Origin of the sequence: Nocardiopsis tropica, from assembly GCF_042660575.1 — a bacterium.
GTDB lineage: Bacteria > Actinomycetota > Actinomycetes > Streptosporangiales > Streptosporangiaceae > Nocardiopsis > Nocardiopsis tropica.
The window spans coordinates 396,205-411,928 of the sequence record NZ_JBHSUF010000004.1 but is presented as its reverse complement, the minus strand read 5'-3'; the positions used below and the strand labels follow the sequence as shown (position 1 = coordinate 411,928).

The window sequence follows — 15,724 nt, the reverse complement described above, 5'->3', positions numbered from 1 at the left end:
GCCAGCGGAGCTCGAAGACAACTTCTACCAGCAGGAATCGGTGTCAGAGCAGGACGAAGCGTTGGTTCCGAGCCTCTAAAGAACCCGGCACGAAACATTGGAGTTGTTGTAGGTGAGGTGGACGGTGCCCTGGTTGCCGGGTATCCGGAGGGAGTTGACCACCTGGTAGCCCGTTCCGCAGGCACCGTTGTAGGCGGCGGCGGAGGCGGGAGTTGCGGTGGAGGCCGCGCCCGCGAGGAGGGTGAGCGTCGCGACGGCGATGGTCAGGCTTTTCCTGAGCAGTCGCACGGGGAGGGTCCGTTCGTTCGGGGCCCGCACCCCCGCGGGGGTGCGGGCCGTCGTCGTGCCGGGCCGGGGAGCCCGTGCGCCTCAGCCGCAGTTGGTGGCGATCCTCGTGACCTGGTGGCCGTTGATGGTGCCCGTCCAGTCCATGCAGGTGTCGCTCCCGTGTACGTAGACGGGGCCGGCGTAGGTGGTGAAGTCGCCCGAGTCGTACCTGGCCGAGCTCTCGTCGCCGGTCCTGCGCAGGCCGACGAGCATGGGCAGTGCGGCGCCCGGGTTGTTGCGGATGGTGACCGCGCAGTTGTAGCCGTTGGAGTTGTTGTAGGTGAGGAAGAGGGTGCCCTGGTTGTTGGGCACCTGGGCGGAGTTGACGACGTTGTAGCCCGTTCCGCAGGCGCCGTTGTAGGCGGCGGCGGAGGCGGGGGCCGCGGCGATCGCGCCGCCGGCCAGGAGCGCGAGGGTGGCGGTGGCGGTGGCGAGGCTTTTCCTGAGCAGTCGCACGGGGGGATCCGTTCGTTCGGTGGTTGGGCCCCTCAAGCTTGACGGGTTCTCCCGGAAACGTCCTTGGCCGGGAGTGACCACTTTCTTGATCCTCGGTCCACTGACACGGGCCCGTTCTCGCGAAGGCCCGAGGCGCTCACTCGTCCCGGACGGAGATCCCCGTGCTCGCGGCGAGGGCGGGGGCGAGCGCGATCAGCTGGCCCCGGGTGACGATCGCGCCGGCCAGGGACTCGAAGCCCGACGTCAGGTCGAGGTCGACCGCCCCGCGCAGGTCCACCTCGCGCAGCTTCGCCCTGGCCAGGTGCACCTTCCGCAGGCTGGAGCCGGGGAAGGAGACCCGGGACAGGGACGCCCCGCCGAAGTCCACGTCGGTGAGGACGCAGTCCTCGAACACCACGTCGTCCATGCGCGAGGCCCTGAAGTTCACCCCGTCGAGCTTGCAGGAGGAGAAGACCACGCGCCGGACCTCGCAGTCGAAGGAGGCGGCCCCGGCGAACACGCTGTCCACGATGCTGCTGTCGAGCCAGACGGACTCCGCGATGTCGGTGCCCGTCACGCGCACCGTGTGCAGCCACACGTCGGTGAACCTGCACCGGCGCAGGCTCCCGCCGCTCCACCGGGCGGAGGTGAAGGCGCTCTCGATGAACCGGGCGCCGGTGAGGTGGACCCGGTCGAACCCGCCGCCGTCGAAGTGGACGGCCTCGTGGGGGTCGTCGTGCAGCTGCTCCATGCTGAAGGGGCGCAGGTCCTCGGCGTAGGGCAGGTCCGAGATCTCGGTGGGGACGGGGCGACCGGACACGGGGTCCTCTCCTGGGGCGGCCCTGGCGGGCCGCGGGGTGGACACGGGCGCGACGCGGGTTCGCACCCGACGCCACCGCGGTCTCCTGACCAGTGGAACCTACCACCGCGTCGAGCGGTGCCCCGGTCGGCCGGGCGCCGGGGCGGGCGGCCGGGGGCGCCGACCGCGGCACCGGCCCCCGCCTGTCGGAGGGCACACGGGAGCGGGAGCGCGCGGTGCTCGCCGAGGAGTGGACGGTCCGCGGGGTGGTTTACTCGGCCGGACAACAAACTCTGCGGAGCACGATGTCCCCGGCTCTGCGGCAGGAGAAGGCGAGAAGGACATGACCACGGCGTTCGAGGCCCACGACCTGGCCGGTACCAAGCTGAGGAACCGGATCGCGATGGCCCCCATGACGCGCAGCCGAGCCCGGGAGCCGGAGCGGATCCCGACGGCGCTGACCGCCGAGTACTACGCCCAGCGCGCGAGCGCGGGCCTCATCGTCACCGAAGGCACCCAGCCGTCCGCAGTGGGCCAGGGCTACACCAACACCCCCGGACTGCACTCGGCCGAACAGGTCCGGGCGTGGAGAACGGTGACCGACGCGGTCCACGCCGAGGGCGGGGTGATCTTCGCCCAGCTGATGCACACCGGCCGGATCAGCCACCCGAACGTGCTGCCCGACGGCCTGGCGCCGGTGGGCCCCTCCGCGGTCAGGGCGCGGGGGAAGGTGTACACCCACCAGGGGGCGGCAGAGTTCGTCACCCCCCGGGAGCTGACCGACGAGGAGGTCCACCGGACGGTCCGGGACTTCGCCGACGCGGCGCGCAACGCGGTCGAGGCCGGGTTCGACGGGGTCGAGGTCCACGGCGCCAACGGGTACCTGCTCCACCAGTTCCTGTCGGTCAACGCCAACCTCCGCACGGACCGGTGGGGCGGACCGGTCGGGAACCGGATCCGGCTCCCCCTGGAGGTCGCCCGGGCGGTGGCCGGGGCGATCGGCCCGCACCGCACCGGCATCCGCATCTCGCCCGGCGGCACGTTCAACGACATCACCGAGGACGCGGACCTGGCCGCGACCTACCTGCCCCTGGTGAACGAACTGGCCGCGCTGGACCTGGCCTACCTGCACGTGGCGGAGCAGGCAGACCGCGCGCTCACCGACCGGCTGCGCGCCGCGTGGCCGAACACGTTCGTCCTCAACCCCGCCACCGGCTCCGGCGTCCCGACCGGTCCGGACGCGGTCGACCTGGTGGCGGACGGCACCGCGGACCTGGTCTCCTTCGGGGCCCTGTTCCTGGCCAACCCCGACCTGCCCGCGCGCCTGGCCGCCGACGGGCCCTTCAACGCCCCGGACCGGGCCACCTTCTACTCCGGCGGCGAGCGGGGCTACACCGACTACCCGGCCCTGGACTGAGACCGCACCGGGCGGGCGCCGCGCGAGCCCGCCCGGTCAGAGCGCGGGGGCCGCCCCCGGGCGCAGGGCCTCCATGGCCTGCCGGCCCAGGCTCTGCTCGATGTGCCCGCGCATGACCTCCTCGGCGGTCCCGCTCTGGCCGCCGATCACCGCCTCCGCCAGCGCCCGGTGCTCACCGCGCACGCGCGCGTCCTCGGACGCGGAGCCGGCGCGGTGCCGCAGGGTGAACTGACGGTAGCGGTCGGCCTTGTCCCACAGGCTGTCCAGGATGCCGATCATGGGCTCGTTGTGGGAGGCGCGGTACACGGCGCGGTGGAAGTCGCGGTGCGCGTTCAGCGCCTGGATGCCGGACGTGCCGGTCAGCGGGTCCAGGGCGTCCAGCGCGCGGCGGATCGCCTCGACGTCGGCGCCGGTGCGGCGCTGGGCCGCCCACCCGGCGGCCAGGGGGTCCACGTGCGAGCGGACCTCGTACAGGCTCTGCGCCTCCTCGAAGGTCAGCTCCGTCACCCGCGCGTCCCGGTGCGTCTCCAGCGTCATGAGCCCCTCGGCGGCCAGGCGCTTGAGCGCTTCGCGCACGGGCGTGGTCGAGACGCCCAGTTCGGCCGCGATGCCCTCCTGGCTCAGCGCCGCCCCGGGGTGCAGCTCGTCGGCGAGGATGCGCTGCTTGATCTCCTCGTAGGCGTACTGGCTCTTGCTGAAAACCGGCTTCGTCGTCACGAACGTCGTCCTCCCTGAGGAGGCAGGATATCGGCCTCTCCTGACTTCTGACATCATGTAGCCTATAGGCTAGGAGGACTGATGTCGATCGATTCACACCGCAGCCGCCGGAGGCTGGGGTCCGCGGCGGGCGGCGCGGAGTACTTCCACATCGGGGCGGTGCCGGGAACCGAACGGCTGCCCCTCGCGCACAAGATCATGCTGGAGAACCTCCTGCGCCACGAGGACGGCGACCTGGTCACCGGGGCCGACATCGCGGCGGTGGCGGAGGGGCGCACCGGCACCCACGAGATCGCCTTCCACCCCTCCAGGGTGTTCCTGCACGACACCAACGGCGTGCCCGTCCTGACCGACCTGGCCGCGCTGCGCGACGCGGTCGCCGAACGCGGCGGGGACCCGGGTGCCGTCGACGGCGCGATCCCCGCCGAGCTGACGGTCGACCACTCGGTGTCCACCGACTTCTTCGCCCGCCCCGACGCCCCCCGCCTCAACGTCCGGCGCGAGTACGAGCGCAACGCCGAGCGCTACCGGTTCCTCAAGTGGGGACAGCGGGCCCTGAGCACGCTCGAGGTGGTCCCGCCCGGCGCCGGCATCATGCACCAGATCAACGTCGAGCACCTGGCCCGCGTGGTCGAGGTGCGCGACGGCCTGGCCCTCCCCGACACCGTCGCCGGGACCGACTCCCACACCACCATGGTCAACGGGCTGGGCGTGCTGGCCTGGGGCGTGGGCGGCATCGAGGCCGAGGCGGCCGTGCTGGGCCAGCCGGTCTCCCTGCTCATCCCCCCGGTGGTCGGCGTGGAACTGGTCGGCGAGCTGCGGCCCGGCGTCACCGCGACCGACCTCGTGCTCACCGTCACCGAGAGGATGCGGCGCCTGGGCGTGGTCGGCAGCATCGTGGAGTTCTTCGGCGCCGGGGTCGGCGCCACCGGCGTCGCCACGCGGTGCACCCTGGCCAACATGAGCCCGGAGTTCGGCTCGACCGCCGCGCTCTTCCCCGTCGACGACCGCACCCTGGAGTTCCTGCGCCTGACCGGGCGCCGCGAGGACCACGTGCGGCTGGTGGAGGCCTACGCCAAGGAGCAGGGCCTGTGGCACGACCCCGACCGCAGGCCGCGCTTCGACCGGACCCTCGTCGTCGACCTGGACGGGATCACCCCGAGCCTGGCCGGACCGCGCAGACCGCAGGACCGGGTCGAGCTGGCCGGGACCGGCGAGGCGGTGCGCGCCGCCCTCGCCGAGCTGGGCCGCGCCGAGGAGCCCGCGCCCGCCGAGGGGCCCGACGCGTCCGGGCCGCGCGACGGCGCCGTCGCCATCGCCGCCATCACCTCGTGCACCAACACCTCCAACCCCGCCGTCATGGTCGCCGCCGGCCTCCTCGCCCGCAACGCCGTCCGGCGCGGACTGGGCGTCGCACCGTGGGTCAAGACCAGCCTGGCCCCCGGATCCCGCGTGGTCGTGGACTACCTGGAGCGCGCCGGCCTGATGCGCGACCTGGAGAAGCTGGGGTTCGGCCTGGTCGGGTACGGGTGCATGACGTGCATCGGCAACTCCGGGCCGCTGGCGCCCGGGGCGGCGGCCGCCGTCGAGGACAGGGGGCTGGTGGCCGCCTCGGTGACCTCGGGCAACCGCAACTTCGACGGCCGCGTCAACAACGACGTCTCCCTGAACTTCCTCGCCTCGCCCCCGCTCGTGGTCGCCTTCGCCCTGGCGGGGACCACCCGCGTCGACCTCACCGCCGACCCGCTCGGCACCGGCCCGGACGGCGAGCCGGTCATGCTGGCCGACCTGTGGCCCACCGAGGCCGAGATCGAGGAGGTGGTCTCCGCCGGCATCGAACCGTCGATGTACACCGAGGTCTACGGCACCCTCTTCGACGGCGACGAGAACTGGCGGGGGCTCACCGCGCCCGGGGGCGCCCGGTTCGACTGGGACCCCGACTCCGTGTACCTGCAGCGCCCCCCGTTCCTCGAACTGGCGGCGGAGCGGGGCGCGGAGGGGGCGCACGGCGACATCGTGGGCGCCCGCGCCCTCCAGGTCCTCGGTGACTCCGTCACCACCGACCACCTCTGCCCGGCCGGGCGCATCCCCGCCGACAGCCCCGCCGGACGGTTCCTGCGCGAGCGCGGCGTGGAGGCGCGCGACCTCAACACCTACGCCTCGCGCAGGGGCAACTGGCAGGTGATGAAACTCGGCGGCCTGGCCAACCCCCGGCTCCGCAACGCGATGACCCCCGGCCTGCCGGGCGGCAGCGCCGTCGACCTCGGCCCCGACGGCGACGAGCGCACGGTCGGCGAGGTCCACGCCGTCGCCGACCGCCACCGCGACCGCGGGCAGCCGATGCTGATCATCGCCGGCCGGGAGTACGGCACGGGCTCCTCCCGGGACTGGGCCGCCAAGGTCACCTCGCTCCTGGGCGTGCGCGCGGTCATCGCCGAGTCCTTCGAGCGCATCCACCGCTCCAACCTGGTGGGCATGGGCGTGCTCGCCCTCCAGTTCGAGGACGGCGACAGCGCCGGGAGCCTCGGGCTGACGGGGGAGGAGGAGTACGCCGTCACGGGGCTGGAGGGCCGCGACGAGGTCCCCGAGCGCCTGTCCGTCACCGCCCGCCACCTGCGCACGGGCCGGGTCACCGAGTTCACCGTGCGGGCCCGGGTGGACACCTCCCGCGAACAGCTCTACTACCGCCACGGCGGGCTGCTGCCCTACATCCTGCACCGGGCGCTGTCGGAGCCGGGGCGGGCCCGGGACTGACCCGACCGCGCGCCGCACGGCGAAGGGCCGGCCGGGAGTCCCTCCCGGCCGGCCCCTCCGTGTCGGAGCGCCGGGTCAGCTCCGCGCCCGCGGGACCTCCCCGGAGTCCGCGGGGTCCTCCGCGGCGGGTTCGCCGGCGGGCGCGGCGGGGCGCAGCCGCCGCCACGCGGTCCAGACGAGCCCGAGCAGGAGCAGGCCGTAGAGCGCGACGGTGATCGGGCTCCCGACCAGGGTGAGCGGGTCGTTGCCGGAGTTGGCCATCGCGTCGCGCAGCGAGTACTCCGCCAGCGGGCCCAGGATCACCGCGATGAGCACCGGGGCCAGGGGCACCCCCGTGCGCCGCATGGCGAACGCCAGGACGCCGAGGAGGCACATGAGCACCAGGTCCGTCTTGCTCGCGCCCGTGGCGTAGACCCCGAGGCAGGCGAAGACCGTGATGCCCGCGTAGAGGTAGGACTGGGGGAGCAGCAGCAGCTTCGCCCACAGCGGCGCGAACGGCAGGTTGATGACCAGCAGCACGACCGTGGCCAGGAGCAGGCCCGCCAGGAGGGCCCACACGATGTCGCCGTTGCGTTCGAACAGCAGGGGGCCGGGCTGCATGCCGTACTGCTGGAAGGCGGCCAGCAGCACGGCCGCGGTGGCCGAGGTCGGCAGGCCCAGCGACAGCAGCGCCCCCATCGCGCTCCCCGCCGTCGCGTTGCCCGCGGCCTCCGGGGCCGCCACGCCCTGGATCGCCCCCTTGCCGAACATCGGCTTGCGGCGGCGCTTGTCCAGCTGGCGCTCGGCGCTGTAGGCGAGGAAGGTGGGGACCTCCGCGCCCCCCGCCGGGATGATGCCGAAGGGGATGCCGATGCCGGCGCCCCGCAGCCACGCGGGCAGCGCCGCCCGGAACTCCCTGCCCGACAGCCAGGGCCGTCCCGCGGAGGGGACGATCTCGTGCGCGCCGCGGTGGCCCACGCGCCCGGCCGCGTACAGCACCTCGCCGACGGCCAGCACGGCCACGGTGATGACGACGACGCTGATCCCGTCGAAGAGCGCCGGCATCCCGAAGGTGAAGCGCGCGGTGCCCGTCGACTGGTCCGTGCCGACCAGGGCGAGCCCCAGGCCGAACGCCAGGGCGGCCAGGCCCTTGAGGGGCGACTCCGAGACCACGGCGGAGATCGCCACGAACGCGAAGACGGCCAGCGCGAAGTACTCGCCGGGGCCGAACTTGGTCGCCAGGTCGGCCATGGAGGGCGCGAAGAAGACGACCAGCACGGTGGCGAGAATGCCTCCGGTGAACGCGCCGATGGCGGAGGTGGCGAGCGCCTGCGGGGCCCGCCCCGACCGCGCCATCCTGTGGCCCTCGAAGGTGGTGGCGATCGCGGTGCTGTTGCCCGGGGTGTTCATCAGGATGCCCGCGGTGGAGTCGCCGAACAGGCCGCCGAAGTAGACGCCGCTGAACATGATGAGCGCGGCCAGCGGGTCGAGCGTGAACGTCATCGGCAGCAGCAGGGCCACGGCCATGGCCGATCCCAGGCCGGGCATGACGCCCACCGCCGTGCCCAGGAACGCGCCGAGGGTGATCCAGAGGAGGTTCACGGGGGTGAGGACGGCGCCGAACCCGCCGATGAGGTGCGTCAGCTGCTCCATGTCACAGACCCCCCAGCACGCCGGAGGGCAGGTTCAGGCCGAGCATGCCGCTGAACACGATCTGGACGGTCGCGGCCATGACGAAGCCGACGGTCAGGCTGCGCAGGAGGTTCCGGTTGCCCAGCCCCGTCGCCACGGCCGTGAACATCAGCGTCGCCATGAGGAGCCAGCCCACGATGTCGATGAGGCCGCTGAAGGCGGCGATGCCGAGCAGGACCAGGCCGACGGCGCGCCAGTTGGTGCGCTCCTGCGCGGCCAGGGCGGCGCGGCGCCCGGGGGAGCGGCGCAGCGCCGCGACGATCAGCAGGAGGCCGATGACGGCGGCGAGCGCGGCCACGAACCAGCCGAACCCCTGGGGGCCGAGCAGGCCGCCGTCGCCGATGACGTCCATTCCCGCGTTGCCCGCGGCGAGCGTGCCCGCCATGGCCAGCAGGAGGCCGCCGATGACCAGTTCGCCGCGGCCGTCCCAGAAGGACGGTGTCCGCGGCGGGGCCTCCGCCGGGTCGGCGGCCGAGCCGCTGTCGAGGTCTGTGTGTGACATGTTCTCTCCGTGAAGTCCTCGGGCTCAGGAACCCGAGATGAGGCCGAGGTCGGTCATGAGCGTGCGGATCCGGACCTCCTCGTCGGTGAGGAACTCCGCGAACTCCTCCGGACCGGCCCAGTTCGGCTGCCAGTAGTTGCGGTCGGTCGCCTCCTGCCAGGACTCGGCCCCGTACATCTCCTCGGTGATCGCCAGGAGCTCCGCCCGGTCCTCGTCGGTGATCCCGGGGGCGGCGACGAGGCCGCGCCAGTTGACCAGGTCGACGGAGGGGTAGCCGAGTTCGGCGGTGGTCGGGATGTCGAACCCGTCGAGGCGCTCGGGCGCCACGACGGCCAGCGCCCGCAGCCGCCCGCCCTCGATGAGGTCGCGGAAGTCGTTGAACCCGGTGACGCCGATCTGCACGGTGCCGCCGGCGTCGGAGAGCAGGGAGATCGTCAGCTCCCCGCCCCCGGCGTGCGGCGTGTAGTGCAGGTCGGCGGGGTCCAGCCCCGCGGCCTCGGCGAGCTGCCCGGCGACCAGGTGGTCGGGCGATCCGGCCGACCCGCCGCCCACGGGGATGTCCGGGTCCTCCTCCCAGGCCCGGAGGAAGTCGTCCAGGGTCTGCCAGGGGGAGTCCGCGGGGACCGCGATCACCTCGAAGTCGTCGGTCAGGCGCGCGATCGGCGTCACGTCGCTCAGCCGGACCGGGGAACCGCCCATCTCCACGCCGCCGACCATGGCGGCGCCGGTGACCATCACGGTGGTGGGCTCCCCGTCGAGCCTGGCCAGCTGGCCCAGGCCGATGGTGCCGCCCGCGCCGGGCACGTTGACCACCTGGACGTTGTTGACGATCGACTCCGTCCTGGTGGCCTGCTGGAACTCGCGGGCGGCCAGGTCCCAGCCCCCTCCGGCCGCGGCGGGGGCGATGACCGTCAGGGCGGAGCGGGCGCGCGAGCCCTCGTCGCCGCCCGCGGCGTCCTGTACGGCGAAGAACCCGGTCGTCACGACCAGGGCGAGGCCGATCCCGGCGCCGAGGAGGCCCTTGTCGCCGATCACGCGGGGCCTCCCGCTCTGCGGGGCCCGGCTCCGGACTTCACAGCGAGCACGGGGCACGACGCCTCCAGGAGCAGGCGCTGGGCCGTGCTGCCCATGAGCAGCTTGCCGATCGCGGAGCGGTGGCGGACCCCGATGACGAGCAGGTCGGCGTCCAGCTCCTCGGTGAGTTCCAGGAGGGCGGCCGCCGCGTCGGCGTCGGCCAGGCGTACGGCCCTCGCCCGGACCCCCTCGGCCTCCGCGCGCCCGACGAGTTCGCGGACCCGGGACTCGTCGGCGGCCCGTGTGTCGGCGGCGGCGTCGTCCGAGACGGCGTTGGCGATCACCAACTCGCCGCCCTGGAGTCCCGCCTGTCGGACCGCCTGCGCGAAGGCCGCCTCGGCGGACTCCACGGGGGCGTGTGCGAGCACCACTGTCATCTGCTCCTCCTCGAACCATCCGTGACTGGCGTCACAGTGTGCAGTGTATAGGCTGTATCACCGGGGCCGATCCGTCAACGTCAGGGGAGGGAGCGGCGGCAGGGATGCCTCCCGCAGGCCGTGGCGGGGGCCGGCTCGGGGCCGTGCCCGTGCCTGTGGCGGCGGGGGTGGGGCCCGGTCGGGGCGGCCCCGGGGGCGCAGGCGCGCCCGACTCCCCGCGCGCGGGATCCGGGCGGCCCCGGAGTCGCTCCGGGAGCCGCCGCCGGCGTCCGGCCGACGCCGGCCGCCGTCCGCACCCGGTGGCCGGGACGGGTCTGACCTGGTGTTCCAGGTGGGGCTGTATGGAGGAGTGTGGCGGACCACACTTCGTGTTCCGGCGGGGGTGCTCCCCGGTGGAGGAAGCCACAGGATAACTTCGGACCGGGGTAACCAATTCTCGCGCGCCGGGTTCTTTTGTCCTGCTGTGCGGCATGTGTCCTTCGGTCGAATGCGTCGACAAGCGGGATCTGTTGGTCATTGCCATTCTTTCCGGTGTTCTCATTTGTTTCCGAGAAAAAGAATATCTCGGATAATATCCCCATGTTCCACAACTTTGTGAAAATTCTGGATTAAGCCATTCGCAGTTCTACAAAATAAAGTCCGCGAATTACTACTCTTCGGGTTGTGGCGCTTGTAACCTCGTGTTTTCGGCCGACCATGGGTCTGGCAGGGAGAGCGCGGCCAGAGGCCTGCGTGTTCGCATGCGCCCCTGACCCCGACCTCGCCCGTGACCATTTCCTGCGGTGACGTTCGATTCCACCACCCCAGAGAACCTGGAGAGTGTCCATGAAACCTGACACCGCACACCCCAATCCAGATCGGGATACCAGTGAGAAAAGGGCCCTCCACGCCCGATCGGCCCTCGCCGGGTACTTCTTCCTCACCGGGGCCGTGATCCCCGTGTGGGCCTCCCGTATCCCCGCCGTCAAGGAGCAGAGCGGCGTCGGCGCCGACCAGCTCGGCCTCGCGCTCCTCGCGATGGGGGTGGGGGCGATCATCACGGCCCGCGTGGGCGGCGCCCTGCTCGACAGGTGCGCCCCCCGCTTCGTCGTCCCCCCGGCCGCGGTCGCGGCCTCGCTCTGCCTGGCCCTGCCGGGAGCGGCCATGGGGCCACGCGAGCTGGCCGCCGCCCTGTTCGTCCTCGGCGTCGCCCACTCCCTGCTCAACATCAGCGTCAACACCCACGCCGCCACCCTCCAGCAGCCGCTGGGGCGGCCCCTCCTGTCCTCCTTCCACGCCTTCGTGTCGCTCGGAGCGTCCTTCGGCGCCGTCTGCGGTGTCGTCACCGCCCACGTCGGACTCAGTCCCCTCATCACCTTCCAGGCCATGGGCGCGCTCCTGGCGCTGGCCGCACTTGCCCCCGCGAGAGCGCTCGCGCGGTACACGCCACCGGCGGTCGACCAGCAGTGCGGCGCCGGCGGGTCACCCGGCAGGCTCCGGCTCTCCCCCCTGCTCCTGACCCTGGGGGTGCTGTCCCTGGCCGCGATGCTCACCGAGAGCGCCGTCCAGGACTGGAGCGCGCTCTACGCCCAGGAGAGCGTGGGCGCCTCCGGCGCCATGGCGGCGACGGCGTTCGCGGCGTTCACGGTCACCATGACCATCGGCCGCCTCATGGGCGACCGCCTGGTCCTGTGGCTGGGCCGGGTGGTCCTGCTCAGGTCCGGTGCGCTCGTCGCGGTCGCCGGGTTCTCCCTGGCCCTGGGCCTGCCCACCCAGGCCACGGTCCTGGCGGGGTTCGCCCTGGTCGGCCTCGGCCTCTCGTGCGCGGTGCCCCAGCTGTTCAGCGCGGCGGCGGAGATCGACCCCCGGCGCGTCGGCAAGAACCTGGGAACGGTCGCGGCCATCGGCTACCTGGGACCCCTGCTGGGCGCCCCCGTGATCGGGGTGCTCTCGGAGCAGGGCGGAGTGGGCACCGGCCTCCTGGTGCCCGTCCTGCTCACCGTGGCCCTGGCCACGGGCGCGAGCACGACCCGCCGCCGCCGGTCCGGCGCGGCCGTCTGAGGCCGCCCCGGGCGAGCGGCCGGACCGGGCCGCGGTCGGTCCGCCCGCCGCGGCCCGGCCCCCGCACGCCCGGCGGTCCGCCCGCCGCCGTGCGGCCCCCGGGGCGCGGTCGGCGTCCGACAGGGGCGCCGGCCGCGGAAACACCGCACCGTGCGTGGCGGAGACGGTGACGTTGCGTGATCGAAACGTAGGTTGGGGCCATGCGCGTACTAGTCACAGGCGGGGCCGGGTTCATCGGATCGCGGGTGGCGGAGGAACTCCGCCTGGCCGGGCACGAGGCGGTGACCCTCGACGCCTACCTGCCCCAGGCCCACCCCGGGCAGGGGCCGCGGGAGGGCGTCGACGTCGTGGCCGACGTCCGGGACGGCGACGCCGTCGAGCGTGCCCTGCGCGGGGTGGACGCGGTCTGCCACCAGGCGGCGATGGTCGGGCTGGGCTCCGCCGGCTTCCTCGACGCCCCCGACTACGTGGGCTGCAACGACCTGGGCACGGCGGTCCTGCTGGCCGCCATGGCCCGGGCCGGGGTCCGCGACGTCGTCATGGCCGGTTCGATGGTCGTCTACGGCGAGGGCCGGTACACGTGCCCCGAGCACGGCGACGTCCGACCGGGACCGAGGGCGGAGGCGGACCTGGCGGCCGGGGTGTTCGACCCCCCGTGCCCCCGCTGCGGCGCCGCGCTCGTGCCCGGCCTGGTCGGGGAGGAGGCGCCGACCGACCCGCGCAACGTCTACGCCACCACGAAGCTGGCGCAGGAGCACCTGTGCGCGTCGTGGGCCAGGGCCGTCGGAGGGCGCGCGGTGTCCCTGCGCTACCACAACGTGTACGGGCCCGGGATGCCCCGCGACACCCCGTACGCGGGCGTCGCCTCCTTCTTCCGCTCCGCGCTCGCCCGCGGCGAGGCGCCCCGCGTGTTCGAGGACGGCCGCCAGCGGCGCGACTTCGTGCACGTCGCGGACGTGGCCAGGGCCAACGTGGCGGCACTGGAGGCGGTGCGGGACCGGGCCGGCGGGGAGCTGTCCGCCTTCAACACCGGGAGCGGGACGCCGCACACCATCGCCGAGATGGCGCGGGCGCTGGCGGACGCGTACGGGGGCCCGGCGCCCCGGACCACCGGCGAGTACAGGCTGGGCGACGTACGGCACATCACCGCGTCCTCCCGGCGGCTGGTCGAGGAGCTGTCCTGGCGGCCGAGGGTCGGCTTCGCCGAGGGGATGGCCGAGTTCGCCCGCGCCGAACTGCGCGGATCGGTCGGCGCGGGCGCCACGACGGGGTGAGGACGACGCCTCCGCGTGTCGCGACCGCCGTTCACCCCCGGCGAGGGCATCGATTCGTAACGTGATCAAGATGACCAGTGAACCTCACGAGCACGACCGCGAGAACGACGAACCGGCGCGCGCCGGCCACGGTCCCGGGGGCGGCGGTCCCGCGCCGCCCGTCGACGTGGTGCTGCCCTGCCTGGACGAGGCCGCCGCCCTGCCCTGGGTCATGGAGCGGATACCGCCGGGCTGGCGGGCGATCGTCGTCGACAACGGCTCGACGGACGGCTCGGCCTCCGTCGCCGAGGCCCTGGGGGCCCTCGTCGTCCCCGAGCCGCGCCGGGGCTTCGGCGCGGCGTGCCACGCGGGCCTGACCGCCGCGACCGCCGAGTTCGTCTGCTTCTGCGACTGCGACGCCTCGCTCGACCCCGGGCTCCTCCCGGAGATGGTGGAGCGGGTCCGCTCCGGCGGGGCCGACCTGGTCATGGGCAGGCGGCGCCCCGCCCGCCGGGGGACCTGGCCGGTGCACGCCAGGGCCGGCAACGCCGCCGTCGCGCGCATGCTGCGCTCCCGGACCGGGGTGCGGGTCCGCGACATCGGCCCGATGCGGGCGGCCCGCAGGGCCGGGCTCCTCGCGCTGGGAACGGCCGACCGCCGCTCGGGCTACCCCCTGGAGACGGTCGTGCGCGCCGCCGACGCCGGGTGGCGGATCGAGGAGGTGGACGTGCCCTACCTGCCCCGGTCGGGCAGGTCCAAGGTCACCGGGACGTGGCGGGGCACCTGGACCGCGGTGCGCGACATGACGGCGGTCCTGCGCGAGCCCCCTGCCCGGCGCCGCGCGCCCGCGGGGGGAGGGTCGCCGTGACCGGCCGCCGCGACGCCGCCCTGCCGACCGGGGCCGCCACCCTGGTGGTCATCGCCAAGGAACCGGTCCCCGGCCTGGTCAAGACGCGGCTCACCCCGGAGTACACGAGAGAGGAGGCCGCCACGCTCGCGGAGGCGGCCCTGGCCGACACCCTGCACACGGTGCGCTCCCTCCCCGCCAGGAGGCGGCTCCTCGTCCTGGAGGGCAGGCCCGGCCCCTGGCTCCCGTCCCCGGGCTTCGAGGTGGTGCCGCAGGTCGGCGCCGGGTTGGACGAGCGGCTCGCGCACGCCTTCGCCGCCTGCTCGGGGCCCACCCTGCTGATCGGCATGGACACCCCCCAGGTGAGCCGGACGCTCCTGGCGCCCGCGCTGGCCCCGGACGCGTGGGACCGCGCCGACGCGTGGTTCGGACCGAGCGAGGACGGCGGTTTCTGGGCGCTCGGCCTGGCCGCCCCCGACCCCGCTCTGCTGCGCGGCGTCCCGATGTCGACCGCGCACACGGGCCGGGTCCAGCGCGAGCGGCTCGTCGGCGCGGGACTGCGAGTGGGCGACCTGGAGAGGATCACCGACGTCGACACCGCGCGCGACGCCGCCCTCGTGGCGTCGCTGATACCCCGCAGCCGCTTCGGCAGGGCCGTCCGGCTGGCGAGAGCGCGGTGCCGCAGGTGAGCGCGGCCGGGACCGGGATCGACGCCGGGTCGGCCCCGTGGCTGTGCGACCCCTACTCGCAGGCGCTCGCCAGCGGGCGCGGCCCCCTGTTCTTGTGCCGGTCCGACGGGTGGATGCTCCCGCTGGAGGTCGAGCGCTGGTGCGGGGGGACCGACGCCGCCGACGAGAGCGTGCTGGAGCGCGCCGAGGGCGACACCGTCGACGTCGGGTGCGGCCCCGGCCGCATGGTCGCCGCGCTCACGGCCCGCGGCCACCTCGCGCTGGGCGTGGACACGAACCCCGTCGCGGTCTCGCGCGCCGTCGAGGCGGGCGGCCTGGCGGTGCGCTCGTCGGTGTTCGACCCCCTGCCCCGGGAGGGCGCCTGGCGCACCGCCCTGCTGCTCGACGGCAACATCGGTATCGGCGGCGTGCCCGGGGACCTGCTCTCCCGGATACGGGAGATCGTCCTGCCCGGCGGCCTGCTCGTCGTCGAGGCCGCGGGCCAGGACGTCCACGAGTGCGTGACGGTGCAGGTCACCGACGGCCGCCGGGATCCGGGGGCGCCGTTCCCGTGGGCGAGGGTCGGGCTCCCCGCCCTGCGGCTGTGCGCGGAGGCGGCCGGATGGACGTGGGCGGAGGCGTGGAGGGTGCGGGGGCGCCGGTTCGCGGCGCTGCGCTCCCCGCGCTGAGCCGCGGCGGGCCGGGGAGCGGCGCCGCGCCGACGGCCGCTCAGGGCGTGCGCGCGGCCCGCGCGTACCGGACCGCACGCTCGGCGGTGTGTCCGACCGCACCCCCTGCGAACAGCGGTTTCCCCCGTCCCGGCGACACGCCGCCGCGCACCCC

The 15,724-nt window shown here is 74.1% G+C and carries 14 protein-coding genes and 1 pseudogene; 7 read left to right on the top strand and 8 right to left on the bottom strand.

The genetic code is table 11. The features are described 5' to 3' along the window. Window positions 1-75: 75 nt before the first annotated feature. The 3 genes from ACFQBR_RS09300 to ACFQBR_RS09290 form a co-directional block, all read right to left on the bottom strand. Window positions 76-288 carry a hypothetical protein gene (locus tag ACFQBR_RS09300; RefSeq protein WP_344185258.1) on the bottom strand — a complete coding sequence of 71 codons (213 nt, stop codon included), beginning with the start codon at window positions 286-288 and terminating at the stop codon, window positions 76-78. An 81-nt stretch (window positions 289-369) separates the two neighbouring features. Further along, window positions 370-783, bottom strand: a complete 414-nt coding sequence (locus ACFQBR_RS09295; RefSeq protein WP_267949646.1) for a spore-associated protein A — start codon at window positions 781-783, stop codon at window positions 370-372. 136 nt (window positions 784-919) lie between these two features. Beyond that, window positions 920-1,582 (bottom strand): pentapeptide repeat-containing protein, encoded by a 663-nt coding sequence (locus tag ACFQBR_RS09290; protein WP_344185256.1) that lies wholly within the window; start codon window positions 1,580-1,582, stop codon window positions 920-922. Between the two features lie 322 nt (window positions 1,583-1,904). Here ACFQBR_RS09290 and ACFQBR_RS09285 point away from each other — a divergent pair, with 322 nt between their 5' ends. After that, entirely contained in the window at window positions 1,905-2,978 is a 1,074-nt protein-coding gene (locus ACFQBR_RS09285; protein WP_344185255.1) for an alkene reductase, read from the top strand. A gap of 36 nt (window positions 2,979-3,014) precedes the next feature. Here ACFQBR_RS09285 and ACFQBR_RS09280 read toward each other — a convergent pair whose 3' ends face one another. Continuing rightward, the gene (locus tag ACFQBR_RS09280; protein WP_344185254.1) at window positions 3,015-3,695 is read right to left on the bottom strand and encodes a GntR family transcriptional regulator; all 681 of its coding nucleotides are present in this window, start codon (window positions 3,693-3,695) and stop codon (window positions 3,015-3,017) included. A gap of 81 nt (window positions 3,696-3,776) precedes the next feature. Between ACFQBR_RS09280 and acnA the strand changes: the two genes are divergently transcribed. Then, the gene (gene acnA, locus ACFQBR_RS09275) at window positions 3,777-6,449 is read left to right on the top strand and encodes an aconitate hydratase AcnA (RefSeq protein ID WP_344185253.1); all 2,673 of its coding nucleotides are present in this window, start codon (window positions 3,777-3,779) and stop codon (window positions 6,447-6,449) included. Window positions 6,450-6,524: 75 nt separating this feature from the next. Here the strand turns inward: acnA and ACFQBR_RS09270 are convergent, their stop codons facing one another. Genes ACFQBR_RS09270 through ACFQBR_RS09255 form a run of 4 tightly spaced genes read right to left on the bottom strand, consistent with a single transcriptional unit; the run spans window position 6,525 to window position 10,073 of the window. Next, window positions 6,525-8,081, bottom strand: coding sequence for a tripartite tricarboxylate transporter permease (locus tag ACFQBR_RS09270; protein ID WP_344185252.1), 1,557 nt, complete (start codon window positions 8,079-8,081; stop codon window positions 6,525-6,527). A gap of 1 nt (window position 8,082) precedes the next feature. Further along, the gene (locus ACFQBR_RS09265) at window positions 8,083-8,622 is read right to left on the bottom strand and encodes a tripartite tricarboxylate transporter TctB family protein (RefSeq protein WP_344185251.1); all 540 of its coding nucleotides are present in this window, start codon (window positions 8,620-8,622) and stop codon (window positions 8,083-8,085) included. 24 nt (window positions 8,623-8,646) lie between these two features. Then, entirely contained in the window at window positions 8,647-9,657 is a 1,011-nt protein-coding gene (locus ACFQBR_RS09260) for a Bug family tripartite tricarboxylate transporter substrate binding protein (RefSeq protein WP_267949654.1), read from the bottom strand. Then, window positions 9,654-10,073 carry a universal stress protein gene (locus tag ACFQBR_RS09255; RefSeq protein ID WP_344185249.1) on the bottom strand — a complete coding sequence of 140 codons (420 nt, stop codon included), beginning with the start codon at window positions 10,071-10,073 and terminating at the stop codon, window positions 9,654-9,656. Before ACFQBR_RS09255 ends, ACFQBR_RS09260 begins: the two co-directional genes overlap by 4 nt. Before the next feature lie 825 nt (window positions 10,074-10,898). Here ACFQBR_RS09255 and ACFQBR_RS09250 point away from each other — a divergent pair. The 5 genes and pseudogenes from ACFQBR_RS09250 (at window position 10,899) to ACFQBR_RS09230 (ending at window position 15,570) form a co-directional block, all read left to right on the top strand. Beyond that, window positions 10,899-12,113 carry an MFS transporter gene (locus ACFQBR_RS09250; protein ID WP_267949662.1) on the top strand — a complete coding sequence of 405 codons (1,215 nt, stop codon included), beginning with the start codon at window positions 10,899-10,901 and terminating at the stop codon, window positions 12,111-12,113. A gap of 200 nt (window positions 12,114-12,313) precedes the next feature. Next, window positions 12,314-13,427, top strand: a pseudogene (locus ACFQBR_RS09245) (NAD-dependent epimerase/dehydratase family protein); the annotation flags it as partial. A gap of 30 nt (window positions 13,428-13,457) precedes the next feature. Then, window positions 13,458-14,234: a glycosyltransferase family 2 protein gene (locus ACFQBR_RS09240; protein WP_344183308.1), complete on the top strand. Its 777-nt coding sequence runs from the start codon at window positions 13,458-13,460 to the stop codon at window positions 14,232-14,234. Then, window positions 14,231-14,902, top strand: a complete 672-nt coding sequence (locus ACFQBR_RS09235; protein ID WP_344183310.1) for a TIGR04282 family arsenosugar biosynthesis glycosyltransferase — start codon at window positions 14,231-14,233, stop codon at window positions 14,900-14,902. Before ACFQBR_RS09240 ends, ACFQBR_RS09235 begins: the two co-directional genes overlap by 4 nt. After that, a complete protein-coding gene (locus ACFQBR_RS09230; RefSeq protein ID WP_378552817.1) occupies window positions 14,890-15,570 on the top strand; it encodes a methyltransferase domain-containing protein in 681 nt (226 codons plus the stop codon). Before ACFQBR_RS09235 ends, ACFQBR_RS09230 begins: the two co-directional genes overlap by 13 nt. The last annotated feature ends 154 nt before the right edge of the window (window positions 15,571-15,724 follow it).

Bases quoted from the DNA above. Each gene is read 5' to 3' on its own strand.
- ACFQBR_RS09285 (WP_344185255.1), top strand. From the start codon at position 1,905: ATGACCACGGCGTTCGAGGCCCACGACCTGGCCGGTACCAAGCTGAGG.
- acnA (WP_344185253.1), top strand. From the start codon at position 3,777: ATGTCGATCGATTCACACCGCAGCCGCCGGAGGCTGGGGTCCGCGGCG.
- ACFQBR_RS09270 (WP_344185252.1), bottom strand. From the start codon at position 8,081: ATGGAGCAGCTGACGCACCTCATCGGCGGGTTCGGCGCCGTCCTCACC.
- ACFQBR_RS09265 (WP_344185251.1), bottom strand. From the start codon at position 8,622: ATGTCACACACAGACCTCGACAGCGGCTCGGCCGCCGACCCGGCGGAG.
- ACFQBR_RS09255 (WP_344185249.1), bottom strand. From the start codon at position 10,073: ATGACAGTGGTGCTCGCACACGCCCCCGTGGAGTCCGCCGAGGCGGCC.
- ACFQBR_RS09250 (WP_267949662.1), top strand. From the start codon at position 10,899: ATGAAACCTGACACCGCACACCCCAATCCAGATCGGGATACCAGTGAG.
- ACFQBR_RS09240 (WP_344183308.1), top strand. From the start codon at position 13,458: ATGACCAGTGAACCTCACGAGCACGACCGCGAGAACGACGAACCGGCG.